The sequence below is a fragment of the Oceanobacillus sp. CAU 1775 genome, assembly GCF_054482815.1.
Genome location: NZ_JBTLRO010000002.1, coordinates 173845 through 189849, shown reverse-complemented (window position 1 = coordinate 189849; position 16005 = coordinate 173845). Strand labels below are relative to the sequence as shown.

Sequence of the window (16005 nt, the reverse complement as noted above, 5' to 3'; positions counted from 1 at the left end):
TATTTTAATTACATTATCGTTCTTGCGGGTTCTTCTATCAGAAGCTGTTGAACATCATTGTTCTCATCCATGATTGCAACAATAGGTTTATGTGATGAGATGTCTGATTCTGGTACTAGTGCATACGAAACGATGATTACAATATCATCTGGTTGAACAAGCCTTGCAGCTGCTCCATTTAGACAAATAACTTTCGAGCCTCGTTCTCCAGGAATGACGTAAGTTTCAAATCTTTCACCATTATTATTATTTACAATTTGTACTTTTTCATGAGGTAAAATATTAACTTGTTCGAGTATATCCTCGTCAATTGTAATACTGCCGACGTAATTTAAATTTGCTTCTGTTACTCGAGCCCGATGGATTTTACTCTTCATCATAGTGCGGAACATAATACTTCCTCCTATTTATATTGCTGAACGATACGACCATTAGAATCTATTATTAAATTATCGATTAGTCTTGCATTACTATACTGAACTGCTACTGCAATAATAAATTGCTCATTTATCCGCTCAAAGGCTTTTAAACTTGGAAAGCTTAGTAATTCAACATAGTCGATTCTACCAGTGGTATGTTTCTCAATCGTTGATTTAACTTCTCTTATAATAATAGCAGGATTATCTTCCCCGTCAATAAATAATTGTTGGGCTCTTAATAATGCTTGATATAAGTATTTTGCTTCTTTTCTCTCTATAGCGGTTAGTCGCACATTTCTGCTGCTTTTTGCCAAGCCATCCGTCTCTCTAACAGTTGGTATCCCAATTAATTCTGTTGGGAAATTAAGATTGGTTATCAGTGCATCGACAACAGAAACTTGTTGTGCATCTTTAAGACCGAAATATGTACGATCTGGTTGAATGATATGAAATAATTTAGTTAAAACCGTAATTACTCCATCGAAATGTCCTGGTCTTGAGCTGCCACAGAGAACGTCAACTCTGTCTGTAATATGCATTTTAATTTTATTTTCTTCTGGGTACATCTCTTCTACATCTGGTATGAATAAAAAGTCTACTCCTGCATCCCTTGCGATTGAAATATCGCGCTCTTCATCTCGTGGATATTCAGAAAAATCTTCTGTCGGACCGAACTGTAAGGGGTTAACGAAAATGCTTGAAATTAACACATCATTTTCACGCTTCGCATTCTCCATTAATGTTGTGTGGCCTTCATGAAGAAAACCCATTGTAGCTACAAATCCTATTGTCTTTTTTTCAGTTTTTAGTTTAGTTGTTACTGCCTGCATTTCTTTAATTTTACGGATAACTTTCATGATAAACCTACCTTAGAGTTCTTTTAGAATTGAAGTGTCTTGTAATAAAAATGAATATTCTTCTGTCGGGAAATTACCAGCCTTTACATCTTTTACATATCTTTTGACTGCTTCTCCACCGTCAGTATTATAGTCCCCATATGATTTAACAAACTTAGGGAGACGATCTACCCCATATTTTAATACGTCATGATAAACCAATACTTGACCATCACAATGGATTCCTGCACCAATACCAATTGTCGGAATATCGATTTCTGCAGTAATTAATTCAGCAATTTCCATTGGAACACATTCTAAAACTAATGCAACTGCACCAGCTTCAGCAACTTTTTTTGATTCCTCTATTAATTTACGAGCTGAGGTTTTGTCCTTCCCTTGGACCTTATAGCCGCCAAGTACATTAAAAGTTTGCGGAGTAAGACCAAGGTGTGCGACAACTGGAATACCTGCATCGCTAAGTCGTTCAATAAGTTGTAAATTCTCTTTGGAACCGCCTTCAATTTTTAAAGCTTGAGCATTTGTTTCCTGAAAAAGTTTCCCTGCATTAGCCATCGATAACTCTAAAGATACGTGATAAGACATAAAAGGCATATCAACTACTAGAAAAGTATTTTTTGCCCCACGTCTTGCTGCTTTTCCGTGATGAATCATATCATCCAATGTAACTTGAATAGTTGAATCATAGCCTAAAACTACGTTACCTAGAGAATCACCCACTAGAATCATATCGACGCCAGCTTCTTCAGCTTGTTTGGCGGATGGATAGTCATAGGAAGTAAGCATCGTGATTTTCTCTTTTTCTTGCTTCATGTTTACTAGATCATGTCTTGTTTTCATTTTATTTCCCCCTTATTTGAACCATTCAATTTCTCCAGAGTACACTTTTGAAACTTGGTTCGCATTATCTTTGATAAGCAATGCCCCATCTTCTGCAATTCCGTTAAAAATTGCTTTTCTCTCTTCGTTTTGATTAATTATTTTTATCTCTTCGCCTAGCTTAAATCCATACCCTTCCCATTTCTTCTTTACTTCACTAAATCCATTTTCAATAAATGAATCGTATGCAGTCTCGAATGTTTGAAGAAACGCTTGAACAAATGTTTGAATCGACCACTCTTTGTTAGATTCAACCTTTAATGATGTTGCAAGAGACCTCAAGTCTTCTGGAATATCAGATGCTGTATGATTAATGTTTAAACCAATTCCAATAACGATGTATTGAATTTGATCCTGCTCTGCCTGCATTTCTGTTAAAATACCTGCAGCTTTTTTTGTATGGATTAAAATATCATTTGGCCATTTGATTAAAGGATTAATATTTGTTTCATTTTTAATTACATCAGCGAGCACCGTTGCTGTTAATAAGGTCAATTGAGGTGCTTGCTGAGGTAATATAGCTGGACGCAGCAAAATACTTAACCACATCCCCTTTTGCTTACCAGAGTGCCATTCACGGTTTAACCTGCCACGGCCTTTTGTTTGTTCATCAGCAATAGCTACCGTTCCGTGGGGCGCTCCTTCTTGTGCAGCTTGATGAATTATGAGTTGAGTAGATTGAGTAGTCTCTTTGTGGATAACCGTTTGGCCAAGCCACTTTGTATTTAGCCCCCATTTTATCGTATTGTCACTAACCTTATTTGGATGCTGAATAATTCTGTACCCTTTTCGTGGTACCCCTTCGATTTCAAAACCATCCTTCTCTAGTGCTTTCATATGCTTCCAAACACTATTTCGAGAGATATTTAATGCTTCAGATATTTCTTGTCCAGAGATATATTTCTCTTCATTCTCTGACAATATCGTTAATAGTTTACTTCTGGTTGATTCCATTTCAGCCATTCCTTTATCTCGTGATAATTATTCGTTAATTCCCCAGTAACAACTTTCTTTTCGATGGTTTCTAACAGTGTTTTTATCCACGGTCCTTTATCTATCTCTGGGAATAGTTGAAGGAGATCATTTCCGTTAATCAACAGTTCAGCCCTTGAACGGATGGGAAGTTTCATCTTTGAAGTGACAATATCTTCATGAATTATTTCTTTGTCAAATAACAATTTAACAAGCAAAATAAATGCTTGAATCAATTCATCTCTTAACTGATAGATTAAAAAAGTGTCTAAACTATATTTTTCATAGTATACCAAATTATCAATTAGTTCGAAAGCTTCACGTTTGACTTGGTTTGAGCACTTCCATTCTTTTACCCATTGATGAATCGATATGCTCGGTTCTTTATAATGAAAAAGTGCGAATACCACTGCTATAGACGGGAGCGGTATCATACGTTTGGGGAGCTTCTCTATTAAGTATGGATGCTGCTTTAATATCGGTAACTCTTGATAAATATTCGTTTGTTTTAAGTAATCTATGCCTTTTTCTACGTAACTTCCGGCAAAGAATTTCTCTATTTCATTGGTAATTCTTTCTGTTGATAAATGATTAATATCTTGTTTACAAGCTATCATCGAAGTTAGTGTGTCTTTTTCAATTTCAAATCCTATTTGACTGGAGAAACGTAAAGCACGAATTATTCTTAATGCATCTTCTTTAAAGCGTTTAGTACCATCGCCAACTGTTTGAATAATTTTTTGATTGATGTCTCTTTGACCCTCGAACATGTCAATAATTGCACCACTTTTATCCATTGCTAGTGCATTTATTGTAAAGTCACGACGTTTCAGATCTTCGGCAATATTTCTTATGAAAGATACCTGATCAGGGTGCCTATTATCTGTATACGAGCCATCTTCTCTAAAGGTGGTTACTTCATAACTCTCCCCTTGATGACGGACAATAACCGTCCCGTGTTCAATCCCCACTGGAATAACTTTGGGAAAAATCTCTTGAACTTCATCAGGAGTTGCTGATGTAGTAATATCAATATCTTTAATCGGACGGCCTAATAACAAGTCACGTACACAACCACCAACAAAATAGGCCTCGAAATTATTCTTTTCGAGATTCTCTAATATTGGCAATGCATTTTTAAATATGTCGGTTAACATTTCTACCACCGTTTTCGTTTAAACTAAAATCTGTTTATATAAATCAATATATTCTTGGACAATCTTATCAGAATGAAAGTGGTGCTCTACTCTTTTTAATGCATTATTTGAAAACTGATTTAGTTTTTCTGGATTATTAAAAAGTTCTAGGATGTATGTAGCAGCTTGCTCTGTATCCCCCATATCAACCATATATCCTGTTTCCCCATGGTCGATTACTTCAGGAATCCCACCAATATTGGTAGCTACACTTGGTACACCACAAGCCATACCTTCAAGTAGCACAAGTCCAAAACTTTCTTTTTCTGAAAGCAGTAACATAATATCAGCCATAGAGATAATTTCACTGATATTATTTTGTTTGCCTAAGAATAGTACATCTTTTACAATATCTAATTTTTGTACTAATTTTTTCATTGTTGAGTATTCTGGTCCATCACCAATTAATAAAAGCTTTGAATTCGTTGATTGATTCACTTTTTTAAATGTATGAATGACATCTTGTACTCTTTTTACTTTACGGAAATTAGAAATATGGATGACTACTTTTTCATCGTCTGTAATATTATATTGTTTTCTCAGATTATCATTAGATTTCGGATAATATTCTTTTTCATCAACGAAGTTGTAGATGACAGATATCTCTTTTTCTGTTTGCATCATTTCTTTCGTTTGCATTGCTAAGCTTTGTGAAACACTTGTAACAGCATCTGATTTTTCAATGCCATAATTTATCATTTTTTTAAACGTATCATCGATCCCTAATACAGTAATATCAGTTCCATGTAATGTGGTAACTACCTTTACTTTGTGATCTGCAATATCTCTTGCTAGAATGGCACAGATTGCATGTGGAATAGCATAATGAACATGTAAAATATCTAATTTCTCCTGATCAATAATTTCAGCCATTTTAGACGCTAGGGATAAATCATATGGTGGATACTGAAACACAGGATAATGGTTAACTTCTACTTGATGAAAGAATATTTTTGGGTGAATTTTATCCAATCGAAATGGTAGGCTAGAAGTAATAAAATGGATTTCATGACCACTATCTGCTAACAACTTACCAAGCTCTGTAGCTATTACTCCAGATCCTCCAACTGATGGATAACATGTAATTCCTATCTTCATTCTTCATTCTCTTCTTTTTCTTTAATAAGTTCACGCCAATTGAAATCTCCACGCTCTAGTCCATGCAAGAATATTTCCCCTGCTGCAAGGTTAGTTGCTAGTGGGACATGATAAACATCACAAAGTCGCATTAAAGCTGTGACATCAGGTTCATGTGGTTGAGCTGTTAAAGGGTCGCGGAAGAAAATAACCATATCCATTTTATTATCTGCAATCATAGCACCTATTTGTTGGTCTCCACCTAACGGACCTGATTTAAAACGATGTATATCTAAACCAGTTTGTTTGGTAATAAGTTTACCAGTCGTTCCGGTCGCGTATAAAGTATGCTTACTTAATAAATTTTCATAAGCAATTGAAAAACGTATCATATCTTCTTTCTTTTTATCATGTGCGATCAAAGCTATTTTCATCATGCTCATCCTCCTAAATTATAATATATTCTCTAATCCGTAGACGAGCTTATCCATTTCCATCACTTTATTAACGGACACTTTTATTCCATCCATAAATGAGTCGCGATTTATAGAATCATGTTTTATTGTTAGTAACTGACCCGGTCCACCAAAGATAACTTCTTGATGGGCAACAAATCCAGGAAGACGGACACTATGAATGTGCATGCCATCAAACGTCGCCCCTCTTGCCCCTTCCATTTCACTATGTTCTTCAGGATGTCCTTGTATTTTGGACTCTCTTGATTTTCTAATCATTTCTGCTGTTTTTACGGCTGTTCCTGACGGTGCATCAACTTTTTTATCATGATGCTTCTCGATAATCTCAACGTCTGGGAAATATGTAGCAGCCATTTGGGAAAACTTCATCATAAGTACTGCTCCAATAGCAAAGTTAGGAGCAATGATGCAGCCTAGTTGTTTCGCGTCAGCTATTTCTTTTAATTCATTGACACTTTGCTCTGTAAACCCAGAGGTACCAATGACACAACGAAGGTTATTCTCCAAAGCTAATTTTGTATGTATATAGCCAGTTTTAGGGCTAGTTAGATCAATAAATACATCTGCTTCTACTTCCTGAAAACACATTTCAGGATTTTCAAATACTGGTGTGTTACTAGCCTGAAATGGAACGATATCATTAAGCACTTTACCGTCATTTTTATGATCAATAACTGCAACCAATTGAAAATTAGACATTTTTTCTATCATTTGAATTGCTTCTTGTCCCATTTGACCTCGTGGGCCAGCAAGAATTATTTTTATTGCCATCTTCATTTCACCTCTATATAAATGATTACTTTCTATCTTTTCTAGTCCAACGATCCTTGTCTCTTGTTTCAAATTTCGACATCGATTGTTCGAAGCTATCCGCTAGGTCAATATTAAGCGAATTTGCAAAACTTGCTAGGACAAAAATAATATCTCCTAGTTCCTCTTCAATAGTATTTTCTTTTTCCGTGGGTTTCTTAGGCTTCTCACCGTAATAATGATTAACCTCACGAGCTAGTTCGCCCACTTCCTCTGTTAGTCTTGCTGTCATTGCAAGTGGAGAAAAATAGCCTTCTTCAAATTGGCTAATATAATTATCGACCCTCTGCTGTATTTCTTTTGTCGTATACGCTTTAGACATCTGCTTTACACCTCATCAATAGAAATTCACTTATCCTTCATGTTAGCGAATCAAAGGTAATTTGACAAATTTTATGGAAGCTTGCTTAATTGTTTTTCCAAGTTAATCCATTTAATTTTTCGATTAGATAAATCAATTATAAACTACTCCTATTATATATTAAATTGTTCTTTATGGATAAAATGATTATAATGGGTAATGTCTAATTTAAAGATGCGGAGGTAACGACAGTGATATTTGGATTAAGATATAAAAATATCTTTTTTATTTTATTAGGGGCAGCAATTTATTCATTTGGTATCGTACATTTTAATATGCAAAATAATTTAGGTGAAGGTGGATTCACAGGAATAACACTTCTTTTATATTTTCTATGGGAGTTAGACCCAGCCGTAACTTACATCGTATTAAACATCCCGATTTTCTTTATAGGGTGGAAGTTATTAGGAAGAAATACATTCTTTTATACGATTATTGGAACGACGGCCGTATCTGCGTTTTTGGCAGTCTTCCAAATATATGAATTTAATATTGAACTACAAAATGATATGATGCTTGTCACACTATTTGCAGGAGTGTTTATCGGAGTAGGGCTAGGTATTATCTTCCGATTTGGCGGCACAACTGGTGGTGTAGATATCATTGCTAGACTAGCAAACAAGTACATTGGATGGAGCATGGGAAACACAATGTTTCTTTTTGACTTAATTGTCATTTCCTCTTCTGTTTTCTTGATTCTAGATTTAGCTCAAGGAATGTACACATTAGTTGCAGTTTATGTTGGTGCTCGAGTGCTAGATGTTATCCAAGAAGGTGCATACTTAGCAAAAGGAGCAACAATTATATCCAATCATAGTGAAGCTATTGCAAAGAAAATACTTTCCATGGATCGTGGTGTTACGATTCTAAATGGTCGCGGGAGTTTTTCTGGTGAAACGAGAGATGTTCTGTATTGTGTTGTTGCACGAAATGAGATCGTTCGCCTGAAAAACATTATCCAAGATGTAGATCCTCATGCATTTGTCTCAATAAGTACTGTGCAAGATGTTCAAGGAGAAGGTTTTACTCTTGATGAAAACAAGAAACCTATAGAATAGAAAAAGAATCGCTGAGAACGTAATTGTTCTGGCGATTCTTTTTGTTATAATTAATCTCTATTAGCAAACATCAAGATAAATCTCACTAACTCAAGTAAAGCAACTAGTGCTGCGGCTACGTATGTTAATGCAGCGGCGTTCAAGACTTTCTTCGTATCCCGTTCTTCATCATTTCTGATTATTCCACCGGAAACGAGTTGTGTCATTGCACGGTTAGAAGCATCAAACTCAACTGGTAAAGTTACTAACTGAAACAGTACTGCAGCTGAGAAAAAGATGATTCCTAGAAGAAACAGTTCACTCATATCGAGGAAAATACCACCTAGAATGAAAAAGAAGGCAATATTTGAACCGAAGTTTGCAACAGGTACTAATGCACTTCTAAGTTTTAAAAACGCATATTCTTCCTGATCTTGCATAGCATGTCCAACTTCATGAGCTGCTACAGCTGCCGCTGCCATCGAACGCCCATGATAGTTGTCTTTTGAAAGTCTAACTATTTTGGATCTAGGATCATAATGGTCGGATAACGTACCTTTAGATTGTCCTATATCAACATTATATAAGCCATTATCGTCTAATATTTTTCTCGCAACTTCTGCTCCAGTTAACTGAGAAGAAGTAGGCTTTTTAGAATACTTTGCATAAGCAGATTTTACTTTTGATTGTGCTAAAATCGGTATGATGATTAGTATCGCTAAATAGATAAAATATCCTGGCATTTGTACACCCCCAACATATGTTTATAAGTTAATTTTAGTCAGAAAAGGGATGTCAGTCAATCATTTTGTCCTTCTTCCGGTGATTCTTCTCTTGTTCTGCTCTATATTTTCTCCAACTTACGTAGGTTAATGTAAAAATTATAATCCCACCAACAATTATAATTGCTGGAATTAATGGTAAAATTGTCACATTCGTATAAATCCATTGCTGTAACATTTCAAACCCGTTAAAAGTAAATATATGATGCATGACGGAATAGATGACTGAAGTTAATTGTGTTAATACCATCACTTCACCCCATTTTTTAGGCTACTTTATATATATGATGGGTTGAGAGTGTTTATCACAGAGAGTTTATTTTCTTTCTGCCGATTGTTAAATAATAGGCAAGTATAATAGATGCGATACTTAACCAAAACGTGAAATAACCAATTTCATTCATATAAACGGTTAGCTTCGAATAAATAGGCATCATTCCATATACATAATCAATAATATCGTTATGTAATGTCCATATTCCAGCCACTACTAAATGGCGCAATTTAATTTTGTAAAAAGAAGAGTAAAGAACTCCTTGAATAGCCATACCTGCATGACTTGCCATTAACATATAGCCTGCGGGGTTTAGAGAGCCTTCGACTATCAACGTAAGTAAGTTCATAACGACTGCCCATGTACCGTATTTGACCAACGTCATAAGTGCCAACGCTTCAATATAAGGAGTATTTTTATTGAATAGGAAAAAGAATAAAAAGATAGTAAAGAATAAACTTGCTGTAGGGCTATCTGGTACAAAAATCAGAAAGATATCTGGTGTGATTGCTAGTTGTGGCATATACCAATAATAACCATAGATAGTACCAAACAAGTTAATGAGAAATAAAAGCAATATAAATTTCTTATCAAGTAATATGTATTTTAGCATGGCCAACCCTCTTTACTAAAGAATCTGATACCCATAGTGTAAAAAAAGACACCCTTACCGACAAAGGCAAAGGTGTCTTATATAATATCCCAAAAATTACTAGTTCTCTTCATTAACAGTTAAGATAAAGTCAATTAACTGTTCGCGTTCCTCGTCATTTCCTTGGAATGTACCTGCAGGCATCTCTCCAATACCATTCTGAATGATATCATCAAGTTCTTCAGCAGAATATTCAATTCCTACTAAAGTTGGTCCTGCTGTACCTTCTAATTCAGCTCCATGACACATCATACAGCTAGTTTCATAAGCTGAAAAACCTGCATGTTCTGTATCGATGACAGCTGCTGAATCCTCTGGTAGAACTGGTCTATCAGTTGCTGCACGTTGTTCCCAATCAACTGGTGCTGCAGAAGTGTATGTTAACCAGATAGCAGAAGCTAACCCTAGTAACATCATTCCAACTGCAACTGGTCGCTGACTTGGTCTGCGTCCAGGTCCATTATCTAGGAATGGTGCAAGTAATAATGCTCCAAATGCTAAACCAGGTAGGCCAAGCATTCCGAGAAGAATATATTGGTTACTAGCAAATTCATATTTCAGAAGTTCGTATAAGAACAAGAAGTACCAGTCTGGCAATGGAATAAATGAAGCGTTTGTCGGATCAGCAATTCCGCCTAACGGTGGCGGGTGAGCTATCGTTAACGTAAGAAATCCAACAAGGAAAACCGCTCCAACTAACCACTCTTTTAATAAAAAGTTGGGCCAAAAAGCTTCTGTTCTGCCAGGATACTCTGAATAATCTTTTGGTATACGTGAGACTGTTGGTCCTTGCTTAATCCGAGAGTCACCAACGAATTTCATACCTTTCCCTTTTTGCATTGCGCTTTCCCCTCCTTTTTATAGTGGTCCAGAAATACCTTGTCTTCTAATCAAGATAAAGTGTACTGCTAATAGTGCAAATAACGCAGCTGGTAAGAAGAAAACATGAATCGCAAAGAATCGAGTTAATGTTTGTGCTCCAACAATGGAGGAATCACCAGCAAGTAATACTTTCAAGTATTCACCGATAAACGGAACGGTCTCGGCCATTTCAAGTCCAACTTGTGTTGCGAAATAAGCTTTGTTGTCCCACGGTAGTAAATAACCTGTAAAACCTAATCCAAGCATGATAAAGAAGATTAGAACCCCAACCATCCAGTTGAGTTCACGTGGTTTCTTGTATGCTCCTTGGAAAAATACGCGTAATGTATGTAATAAAAGCATTACGATTACAACACTGGCACCCCAGTGATGCATTCCTCGAACGATTTGTGCATGTGCTACTTCAGATTGTAAGTAATACACTGATCTAAATGCATTTTCGATATCTGGTACATAGTACATTGTTAAGAACATACCAGAAAGAATCTGAATGACTACTACAAAGAACGTTAAGCCACCAAAACAATATACAAAGGCTGAAAATTGATAAGCCGGGTTAACATGCTCTGGTACTTCATGGTCAGCGATATCTCGCCAGATTGGGTGAAGGTCAATTCGCTCATCAATCCAATCGTATAATTTCTGTAGCATCTGTTTTTAACCTCCCCTTATTTAATTACATCTCCTAGGAATAACATTCCATCTTTAATTTCCTGCTCATAACGATTTAACGGAGTTAAAGGTGGTGTACCTGGAACGTTTGTCCCATCTTTAAGGAATCTTCCTCCATGACACGGACAGAAGTATTCGTTTGGATGAGCATCATTACCTTCCCACGAAACAAAACAGCCTAAATGCGTACAAACTGGGGAAAAGGCTACAACTTCATCATTATCATTTTTATAAACCCACGCAGTACGGTTTACCTCAGAATCATACCAGCCATCTATTTGTTCAACATTCCAGTCAACACGTTGTGGATCTGTTGTTATATCATCAACTGAAAGTCCAACGTTTGCTAAATCGCTTGTACCTGCTGATTTTAATACAGGATCAATAGCCATTCTTACTGGAGAAATTAACACACCAGCTGCCATAAATCCACCTACTCCTAAAAGAGTATAGTTTAAAAACTGTCTACGGGATACTTGTTGCTTTTTTTCTTCACTCATGATTTTCCCCCCCTCTTTTACATTAATCACGGGTATTATGAATAAAATAAATAACTAGGACAATACCATGATAGCGTAATCTTGAACATCGGTCAATATAAAACCGAACGTTAAAATAAAATCTTTTTATATTACTACAATATAACTGAATTTTCGATAATTACCTCATCAGTTTATTATATACTGAAACTATTATTCCCTGTTCTTGCGATTTTACACTCACCAAAAAGAACGAATCATGTCAGAAACTTGGCTAATTTGATCTCGAAGCATCGACTGCATTTCTTTCGAGTTTATATCTCCAGATTGTACAGCTGGTAACCATAGTACGGTCCCTTGTAAATCTTTCTCGACTTTTTTCCAATTTGCATCGAAGGTTAGTAAAATGATATGTTCAAAAGGTTGCTTCTGCATATCCTCGATCCAAGCATTGATTCTATCTTTTTCATCCGTAGCATCTTTTAAATAATAATAATTAGGTGCTACCATTATACGGCCGCTTAATTCTCTTTCAATTTCATTTGAGAAAATATTAATAACTTCGTTTTGGAAAGCTGTTTTTGAAGATACCTCATCATCCCCAAACTGAAAAGGAATGAGTGGTAATAGAATGGTATCGACATATTCTTTTGCTTGTACATACTTATCAAGTGCTTCACTATTCCACTTCATTAATAAATAACAACCTTTCTGCTAAAAAATAATAAATAGAAAGCCAACCCTATAAATAGTAACTCATTTAAATGAGAATAATCAACTTTGAAATTAGTGAGTTGGTTGGTTAAGGAGTGTCATTTCTATATCATTTAACTCGTTTGTTAGAGTTAAAAATTGCTCTTTATCTTTACTATCTAGGGCTTGGTCAATTTTTTTCAATAACGCTTCTCTTTTATGCAATTGAAGAGAATAGTTAATAATAGATTTTGTTTGTTTTTTGTCCTCTGAAGTAATATAAAACTTATCTGGTAAAAAAGGGTTTTCTTCAAGGACGAAAGCATACTGTGGTGATTGATTTGACTGATGGAAATGAAGTTCTATATATAATGGTTCAAATGGATTCAATCGAATGTCATGAAACGCTTTTTCAGCATCAGTAGTCATCAATTCCCCTTTATGAAATTGAAAGGCTGGTTTGTCCGAACATTTCGTTGCAATAATAATACTTCGCTCTGTACGATCAGCATCGCGAACGAAATGGACATTCTCTAACGTATGTTTATTATTAGCTATAAAAGTCAAAATCCAGTTTGCTTCTCGCAATTTAATGTCATATTGATTTAAAAACCAAAATATAAACGCCTTTTTTTCGTAAGACTTTATCGAAGTATTCATTATAATTCTCCTTCATTCTCCTCATTGAGTTTTAGTCGGGAGTAAAATTCTTCTATTTCATAGTCCTCTGGTTCATGTTTTAAGTAATTCTCAAAAACGTTGATTGCTTCTTTTATTTGCCCGTCTTCTGTTAGGAAATAACCATATTCTTTTAAGAAATCAGTATCATCATTCAATATTTCATAAGTTTCTCGATATGCTTTCAGTGCCTCATCAAAGTTTTCTTCTTCATTATAAGCTCTTGCTAGCTCCCAGTCGTATAAAGGATCACCTGAACCAATCGATTTAACTTCCGTTATCAGTTCGATAACTTCTTCATATCGATTTGCTTCTTTTAGATGTTCCACTAAAAATAAAATTGCTTCCATATAATCTGGATCTAAAGCAATTGCTTCACGGAGATATTCTTCGCTCTCTTTTAAGGCATTTAATTGATTAGTTACTTTTCCTGCAATGAAATAAAGTTGTTTATTAAACTCATCAACTTGCAAGCCTTTCTTTACAGTTTCATATGCTTCTTCATACATTGCTTCGTCAAGAAGAGCCTCCGCTAGATTGAGGTAAACGGTATGATAATACTCATCTAACTCTAGTACACGTTTCCAAGCATAAATTGCTATATCGTTTCTATCGGCTTGTTTAGCGGTAACACCGTATTTGAAATATTTATCAGGGGTTTCCGTTTCACCTGTTTTAAAGTAGTCGAGTGATTTTTCATATTCACCAATTGCTGCATAAGATTCTGCTAAACGATCATGAACAGAAATATCTGCAATGGTATCTGATTCGTTACTAACCTTTTCATAATAGGTTGTCGCTTTTAAGAATTCACCAATTGAAAAGAAAAGCTCTCCTAACGCGAAGTCAATGATAACTTCATTAGGCATTAAATTCTTAGCCTCCAACAATTTTTGTTCAGCAACTTCAAATAATCCTTGTGATTGATATAAATCAGCTAATTGTAGTAATACTTGAACATATTCTGGTTGGTCTTCACCTATTTCTGCTAGCAATTCCATTGCTTCTTCATCGTTTTCTTGTTCAATATAAATATCTGATAGACTTAATATAAGATCGCTCTCATCGGGATACTTATGGATTAATTCCTTTAGGATTTCTTTTGCTTCGTCTAGAAAGCCCCATTGCAAATATAATTCAGCAATAGTATATTTCTCATCATCGTTTGCTCCATTAGAAAATTCTTGCAGCAAACGAAGTGCTTCATCTATTTGATTGTTTTCTACTAATTGAACAGCTTGTAGTATCGTATCCATACGCCCAACCTTTCTCTTACTTACTCTATATTGTTATCATATCGAAAACAAATCTTTCAATCAATGAATAGAGTTGAGTTACCTATATTTTTTCTAAGCTTTAAGATAATTATAAGTATAACAATAAAAAACAGAGGCTGCTAATCTCCTCTGTTTTTTATTGTGGGTATTTGAGTTTGAAATAGGTATGTGAATAAAATCGTTTCGGAAGTATATTGTTTTAGAAACGGAATGAACTTCTAATTTTTATTATCAACAGTTACCTTTTTTAAATCTGCGAAAAAGTTCGGATAGGAAATGGCTATGGAAGAAATGTCGTCAATAATAATTTCTTCGTCTGTAAAGAATGAAGCAATTGCACCCATCATTGCAATTCGGTGATCATTGTAAGATTTGATTTCCCCACCATCAAGTTGACCTGTTCCTTCAATAATCATTCCGTCGTCTGTAGCTGTGATTTTTGCTCCAAGTGTGGAAAGAACATCTACAACGGCTGCGATTCGATCTGTTTCTTTCACACGTAACTCTTCAGCATCGCGTATAATTGTTTTCCCTTTTGCTTGTGTAGCAATTAAAGCAATGATAGGAATTTCATCAATAAGACGAGGTATGATTTCACCTGAGATTTCAATTCCTTCTAACGCTTTACTGTGAATAACCAAATCACCAAGTAATTCACCAGCTACTTTTTCTTGATTCATTATTTCTATAGATGCTCCCATTTCAAGTAATACGTCTATAATGCCAGTCCTCGTATGGTTTAAGCCAACTTTTTTCAAAATTAACTTACTGCCAGGTTTAGCAGCAGAAGCAGCTAGAAAGAACGCTGCTGATGAAATATCACCAGGAACATGTATATCTGTTGCGGTTAAGGTTTGGTTTCCATGAAGGCGTGTTGTCTTACCATCTGTTTGGATATTAGCACCAAAAGCTTCCATCATCGTTTCTGTATGGTTTCTAGTTTGTGTCATTTCTGTCACTACGGTTTCGCCTTCTGCAAATAAGCCCGCTAATAATACAGCTGACTTTACTTGTGCACTTTTAATAGGTAAGTCGTATGTAATACCGGTTAATTTTTGGCCGTTAATTGCTATTGGAAGAAATTTTGCTGCTTGTCTCCCTGAGAAAACACCGTTCATTTTAGATACAGGGTTTATTACCCGATCCATCGGGCGTTTACTTAATGACTCGTCACCATAAACGGTTGTAAACATTGGTAAACCGGCGAGAAGACCAAGCATTAATCTTGCGGTAGTTCCAGAGTTTCCAAAATAAAGTGGAGCAAGTGGCTCACTAAGGTTTTTAGCACCTTTACTTTCAATGACTAAGGAATCTTGATCTTGGATGATATTAACGCCCATTAAACGGAATGCTTCAACAGTGCGTAAACAATCTTCACCATCTAAAAAATTACTTACTTTTGTAACACCTTCTGCTAAAGAACCAAAAATAACCGCGCGATGTGAAATTGACTTATCTCCTGGAATTTCAATCTCACCGTTTAATCCTTTTTTTATCGGTGATAAACTGTAATTTTTCATGATATTCCGCCC

Annotated in this window: 20 protein-coding genes; 1 reads left to right on the top strand and 19 read right to left on the bottom strand. The window is 35.5% G+C overall.

The genetic code is table 11. From position 1 onward, the window contains the following. Positions 1–8 precede the first annotated feature (8 nt). From panD to ACXYMZ_RS04160, 9 genes are read right to left on the bottom strand one after another with little or no spacing between them, the layout of a single operon-like run. Entirely contained in the window at positions 9–392 is a 384-nt protein-coding gene (gene panD / locus ACXYMZ_RS04200; RefSeq protein ID WP_458947104.1) for an aspartate 1-decarboxylase, read from the bottom strand. 11 nt (positions 393–403) lie between these two features. Beyond that, positions 404–1276 carry a pantoate--beta-alanine ligase gene (panC, locus tag ACXYMZ_RS04195; protein WP_458947103.1) on the bottom strand — a complete coding sequence of 291 codons (873 nt, stop codon included), beginning with the start codon at positions 1274–1276 and terminating at the stop codon, positions 404–406. A gap of 12 nt (positions 1277–1288) precedes the next feature. Continuing rightward, the gene (gene panB, locus ACXYMZ_RS04190; RefSeq protein ID WP_458947102.1) at positions 1289–2116 is read right to left on the bottom strand and encodes a 3-methyl-2-oxobutanoate hydroxymethyltransferase; all 828 of its coding nucleotides are present in this window, start codon (positions 2114–2116) and stop codon (positions 1289–1291) included. A 12-nt stretch (positions 2117–2128) separates the two neighbouring features. Continuing rightward, positions 2129–3109: a biotin--[acetyl-CoA-carboxylase] ligase gene (locus tag ACXYMZ_RS04185; protein WP_458947101.1), complete on the bottom strand. Its 981-nt coding sequence runs from the start codon at positions 3107–3109 to the stop codon at positions 2129–2131. Then, a complete protein-coding gene (locus ACXYMZ_RS04180; protein WP_458947100.1) occupies positions 3082–4284 on the bottom strand; it encodes a CCA tRNA nucleotidyltransferase in 1203 nt (400 codons plus the stop codon). The genes ACXYMZ_RS04185 and ACXYMZ_RS04180 overlap by 28 nt, the downstream gene beginning before the upstream one ends. Positions 4285–4302: 18 nt before the next feature. Continuing rightward, the gene (gene bshA / locus ACXYMZ_RS04175; RefSeq protein WP_458947099.1) at positions 4303–5421 is read right to left on the bottom strand and encodes an N-acetyl-alpha-D-glucosaminyl L-malate synthase BshA; all 1119 of its coding nucleotides are present in this window, start codon (positions 5419–5421) and stop codon (positions 4303–4305) included. Then, a complete protein-coding gene (gene mgsA, locus ACXYMZ_RS04170) occupies positions 5418–5834 on the bottom strand; it encodes a methylglyoxal synthase (protein WP_458947490.1) in 417 nt (138 codons plus the stop codon). The genes bshA and mgsA overlap by 4 nt, the downstream gene beginning before the upstream one ends. 18 nt (positions 5835–5852) lie before the next feature. Beyond that, complete coding sequence (dapB, locus tag ACXYMZ_RS04165; protein ID WP_458947098.1) at positions 5853–6647, bottom strand: 4-hydroxy-tetrahydrodipicolinate reductase; 795 nt, start codon at positions 6645–6647, stop codon at positions 5853–5855. 25 nt (positions 6648–6672) lie between these two features. After that, positions 6673–7008: a nucleotide pyrophosphohydrolase gene (locus tag ACXYMZ_RS04160; RefSeq protein WP_458947097.1), complete on the bottom strand. Its 336-nt coding sequence runs from the start codon at positions 7006–7008 to the stop codon at positions 6673–6675. Positions 7009–7238: 230 nt separating this feature from the next. On the opposite strand from ACXYMZ_RS04160, the gene ACXYMZ_RS04155 reads away from it, so the two are divergent. Next, positions 7239–8105 (top strand): YitT family protein, encoded by an 867-nt coding sequence (locus tag ACXYMZ_RS04155; protein WP_458947096.1) that lies wholly within the window; start codon positions 7239–7241, stop codon positions 8103–8105. A gap of 50 nt (positions 8106–8155) precedes the next feature. On the opposite strand, the gene ACXYMZ_RS04150 is transcribed toward ACXYMZ_RS04155, so the two are convergent. From ACXYMZ_RS04150 to aroA, 10 genes are all read right to left on the bottom strand, one after another. Beyond that, on the bottom strand, positions 8156–8827 hold the full coding sequence (locus ACXYMZ_RS04150) for a zinc metallopeptidase (RefSeq protein ID WP_458947095.1): 672 nt from the start codon (positions 8825–8827) through the stop codon (positions 8156–8158). Positions 8828–8879: 52 nt separating this feature from the next. Then, entirely contained in the window at positions 8880–9116 is a 237-nt protein-coding gene (locus tag ACXYMZ_RS04145) for a sporulation protein YpjB (RefSeq protein ID WP_458947094.1), read from the bottom strand. Between the two features lie 55 nt (positions 9117–9171). Further along, positions 9172–9753: a lipoprotein heptaprenylglyceryl N-acetyltransferase LhaT gene (gene lhaT / locus ACXYMZ_RS04140; RefSeq protein ID WP_458947093.1), complete on the bottom strand. Its 582-nt coding sequence runs from the start codon at positions 9751–9753 to the stop codon at positions 9172–9174. Positions 9754–9852: 99 nt separating this feature from the next. Beyond that, entirely contained in the window at positions 9853–10632 is a 780-nt protein-coding gene (locus tag ACXYMZ_RS04135) for a menaquinol-cytochrome c reductase cytochrome b/c subunit (protein ID WP_458947092.1), read from the bottom strand. 18 nt (positions 10633–10650) lie between these two features. Further along, positions 10651–11325, bottom strand: a complete 675-nt coding sequence (gene qcrB, locus ACXYMZ_RS04130; protein WP_458947091.1) for a menaquinol-cytochrome c reductase cytochrome b subunit — start codon at positions 11323–11325, stop codon at positions 10651–10653. 17 nt (positions 11326–11342) lie between these two features. Next, positions 11343–11846, bottom strand: coding sequence for a QcrA and Rieske domain-containing protein (locus ACXYMZ_RS04125; RefSeq protein WP_458947090.1), 504 nt, complete (start codon positions 11844–11846; stop codon positions 11343–11345). A 219-nt stretch (positions 11847–12065) separates the two neighbouring features. After that, entirely contained in the window at positions 12066–12518 is a 453-nt protein-coding gene (locus tag ACXYMZ_RS04120; protein WP_458947089.1) for a YpiF family protein, read from the bottom strand. Positions 12519–12611: 93 nt separating this feature from the next. Continuing rightward, entirely contained in the window at positions 12612–13178 is a 567-nt protein-coding gene (locus ACXYMZ_RS04115) for a ReoY family proteolytic degradation factor (RefSeq protein WP_458947088.1), read from the bottom strand. Continuing rightward, the gene (locus ACXYMZ_RS04110) at positions 13178–14452 is read right to left on the bottom strand and encodes a tetratricopeptide repeat protein (protein ID WP_458947087.1); all 1275 of its coding nucleotides are present in this window, start codon (positions 14450–14452) and stop codon (positions 13178–13180) included. The genes ACXYMZ_RS04115 and ACXYMZ_RS04110 overlap by 1 nt, the downstream gene beginning before the upstream one ends. A 239-nt stretch (positions 14453–14691) precedes the next feature. After that, positions 14692–15993, bottom strand: a complete 1302-nt coding sequence (gene aroA / locus ACXYMZ_RS04105; RefSeq protein WP_458947086.1) for a 3-phosphoshikimate 1-carboxyvinyltransferase — start codon at positions 15991–15993, stop codon at positions 14692–14694. Positions 15994–16005: the final 12 nt, after the last annotated feature.

Bases quoted from the DNA above. Each gene is read 5' to 3' on its own strand.
- panD (WP_458947104.1), bottom strand. From the start codon at position 392: ATGTTCCGCACTATGATGAAGAGTAAAATCCATCGGGCTCGAGTAACA.
- panC (WP_458947103.1), bottom strand. From the start codon at position 1,276: ATGAAAGTTATCCGTAAAATTAAAGAAATGCAGGCAGTAACAACTAAA.
- panB (WP_458947102.1), bottom strand. From the start codon at position 2,116: ATGAAAACAAGACATGATCTAGTAAACATGAAGCAAGAAAAAGAGAAA.
- ACXYMZ_RS04185 (WP_458947101.1), bottom strand. From the start codon at position 3,109: ATGGAATCAACCAGAAGTAAACTATTAACGATATTGTCAGAGAATGAA.
- ACXYMZ_RS04180 (WP_458947100.1), bottom strand. From the start codon at position 4,284: ATGTTAACCGACATATTTAAAAATGCATTGCCAATATTAGAGAATCTC.
- bshA (WP_458947099.1), bottom strand. From the start codon at position 5,421: ATGAAGATAGGAATTACATGTTATCCATCAGTTGGAGGATCTGGAGTA.
- mgsA (WP_458947490.1), bottom strand. From the start codon at position 5,834: ATGAAAATAGCTTTGATCGCACATGATAAAAAGAAAGAAGATATGATA.
- dapB (WP_458947098.1), bottom strand. From the start codon at position 6,647: ATGGCAATAAAAATAATTCTTGCTGGCCCACGAGGTCAAATGGGACAA.
- ACXYMZ_RS04160 (WP_458947097.1), bottom strand. From the start codon at position 7,008: ATGTCTAAAGCGTATACGACAAAAGAAATACAGCAGAGGGTCGATAAT.
- ACXYMZ_RS04150 (WP_458947095.1), bottom strand. From the start codon at position 8,827: ATGCCAGGATATTTTATCTATTTAGCGATACTAATCATCATACCGATT.
- ACXYMZ_RS04145 (WP_458947094.1), bottom strand. From the start codon at position 9,116: ATGGTATTAACACAATTAACTTCAGTCATCTATTCCGTCATGCATCAT.
- lhaT (WP_458947093.1), bottom strand. From the start codon at position 9,753: ATGCTAAAATACATATTACTTGATAAGAAATTTATATTGCTTTTATTT.
- ACXYMZ_RS04135 (WP_458947092.1), bottom strand. From the start codon at position 10,632: ATGCAAAAAGGGAAAGGTATGAAATTCGTTGGTGACTCTCGGATTAAG.
- qcrB (WP_458947091.1), bottom strand. From the start codon at position 11,325: ATGCTACAGAAATTATACGATTGGATTGATGAGCGAATTGACCTTCAC.
- ACXYMZ_RS04125 (WP_458947090.1), bottom strand. From the start codon at position 11,846: ATGAGTGAAGAAAAAAAGCAACAAGTATCCCGTAGACAGTTTTTAAAC.
- ACXYMZ_RS04120 (WP_458947089.1), bottom strand. From the start codon at position 12,518: ATGAAGTGGAATAGTGAAGCACTTGATAAGTATGTACAAGCAAAAGAA.
- ACXYMZ_RS04115 (WP_458947088.1), bottom strand. From the start codon at position 13,178: ATGAATACTTCGATAAAGTCTTACGAAAAAAAGGCGTTTATATTTTGG.
- ACXYMZ_RS04110 (WP_458947087.1), bottom strand. From the start codon at position 14,452: ATGGATACGATACTACAAGCTGTTCAATTAGTAGAAAACAATCAAATA.
- aroA (WP_458947086.1), bottom strand. From the start codon at position 15,993: ATGAAAAATTACAGTTTATCACCGATAAAAAAAGGATTAAACGGTGAG.